Origin of the sequence: Pantoea sp. R102 (assembly GCF_004916815.1) — a bacterium.
In the GTDB taxonomy this organism is placed as follows: domain Bacteria; phylum Pseudomonadota; class Gammaproteobacteria; order Enterobacterales; family Enterobacteriaceae; genus Pantoea; species Pantoea dispersa.
Map to the genome: position 1 here is coordinate 1 of NZ_SDFT01000257.1, position 2,330 is coordinate 2,330.

Here is a 2,330-nt window from a genome sequence, read left to right on the forward strand (position 1 = left end):
CTCTCATACAGTACGCCCAGGACGATATACACCGCCGCCAGCGCCGCGATGATCAGCCACGGCATGGTGGCGGTGAGCTGAGAGAACGCTGCGGCGGTGCCGGCAAAGCCCGCCTGAATGCTGGAGGGCAACCCCAGCTGTGCCATCGCTTGCTTAATCAGCGTCTGCGCCTGCTCCAGCGACACGCCGTCGTTGAGGTTGAAGGCGATGGTGCTGGTCGCTGACTGGCCCTGATGCGCAACCGACAGCGGCGCGTTGCCGCCGCTGAAGCGGGCAAAGGCCGCCAGCGGCACGCGATCGCCGCTGTCGTTAATCACATACAGTTGTTGCAACATGGCCGGATCGCGCGTGTCGCTGTCCTGCAGGGCCATCACCACATGGTACTGATTGAGCGTGTGATAGAGCGTGGCAATCTGTCGCTGGCTAAAGGCATTGTTCAGCAGCGTGTCCAGCATCTGCACATTAACCCCCAACCGCGTGGCGCGGTCGCGATCGATGTTGATCACCACCTCCTGTCCGCCGGTTTGCGCATCGGAATCCACGCTGTTGAGTTGCGGTATCGCGGCCAGCGCCGCCTGGACTTTCGGCGTCCAGCGGCGCAGCAGGTCGAGATCGTCAGCCTGCAGGCTGTACTGATAAGTGGCGTTGGCGCTGCGCCCGCCGATGTGCAGATCCTGCGCGGCCATCAGGAACAATTGCGCCCCGGCAATATGGCGGGTTTTCTGGCTCAGCCGGTTAGCCACTTCGGTGGCACTGGCGCTGCGCTGGTCAAAATCTTTCAGCCGGACAAAAAAGTTGGCGCTATTGCGCGAGCCAAACATGCCGCTGCCCATTGACGACATCACGCTGTCTACCGCCGGATCGGCCTCAATGATTTTGGTGAACGCCAGCATCTTTGGCTTCATCGCCTGGAAGGAGATGTTCTGGTCAGCACGCAGGGCGCCCATCAGCAGGCCGGTGTCCTGATTGGGGAAAAAGCCCTTTTGCACCACGCTAAACAGAAACAGATTGAGCAGCACGGTGAGCAGCAAACTCAGCAGGGTAATCTTCTGGTGCGCCATCACCCACGCCAGGCCACGCGCGTAAGCGGCCAGCAGCGCGTTGAGCGCATTTTCGATCAGCTGATAGAGCGGATGCGGCCGCCGGGTGACCTGCGGCTTCGGCCGCAGCAGCCGGGCGCACAGCATCGGGGTCAGGCTGAGCGAGACAAACATGGAGATCAGCAGCGAGACCGTCAGCGTCACCGCAAATTCGCGGAACAGGCGGCCAACAATACTGCCCATTAGCAGAATCGGGATAAACACCGCCACCAGCGACACCGTCATCGACAGCACCGTAAAGCTCACTTCATGGGCACCGCGCAGGGCGGCACGCAGCGGACTCAGACCGGCTTCGATGTGCCGGGTGATATTTTCCAGCACCACGATGGCGTCATCAACAACAAAGCCCGTGGCGATGATCAGCGCCATCAGCGACAGGTTATCGAGACTGTAGCCGAGCAGATACATCACCGCGCAGGTGCCGATTAACGACACCGGCAGCGCCAGCGCCGGAATCACCACCGCCTGCAGATTACGCAGGAAGACAAATACCACGGCAATCACCAGCAGCATCGCCACCAGCAGCGTCTCTTCGGTGTCATACAGGGAGGCGCGCACCGTTGGCGAACGGTCCACCACCACTTTGAGCTGGGTATCGGCAGGCAGATCTTTCTCCAGCTGTGGCAGCTGCGCTTTGATGGCGTCAATGGTGTCGAGCATGTTAGCGCCGGCCTGACGCTTGATGGCGATCATCACCGACGGCTGTGAATTGAGAAAGCCGGCCTGATACTGATCCTCCACCGAGTCATACACCGTGGCGACGTCATGCAGTCGCACCGCCTTACCCGCGTGGTAGCTGACTATCAGGTCGCGGTACTGTGCCGCTTTGTCCAGCTGGCCGTTGCCGTCCACCATCCAGGACTGGCTGCTGCCCTGCAGCATGCCTTTCGGCAGATTGGTGGTGCTGCTGGCGACGGCGCTACGCACCGTATCCAGCGCAATGCCATAGTGCGTCAGCTGTTGCGGCTGCAGATCGATGCGGACCGCCGGCAGCGCGCTGCCCATCAGCGACACCTCGCCCACGCCCCTGACCTGCCCCATCGCCTGTTCAATTTTGCTTTCGGCGAGGTCGTACAGTTCACCCGGCGTGCGCGTGGCGGAGGTAAGCGCCAGCATCACAATCGGCGCGTCTGAGGGATTTGCTTTGCGATAGGTCGGCAGCGACTCCATAGCACTCGGTAACAGGCTGCGCGCCGCGTTTATCGCCGCCTGCACGTCGCGCGCCGCGCC

Annotated in this window: 1 protein-coding gene; it reads right to left on the reverse strand. The window is 61.7% G+C overall.

Annotation, left to right across the window (positions count from 1 at the left end):
* On the reverse strand, nucleotides 1–2,330 hold a 2,330-nt coding region (locus ERD80_RS21180; RefSeq protein ID WP_136548434.1), incomplete at both ends, for an efflux RND transporter permease subunit.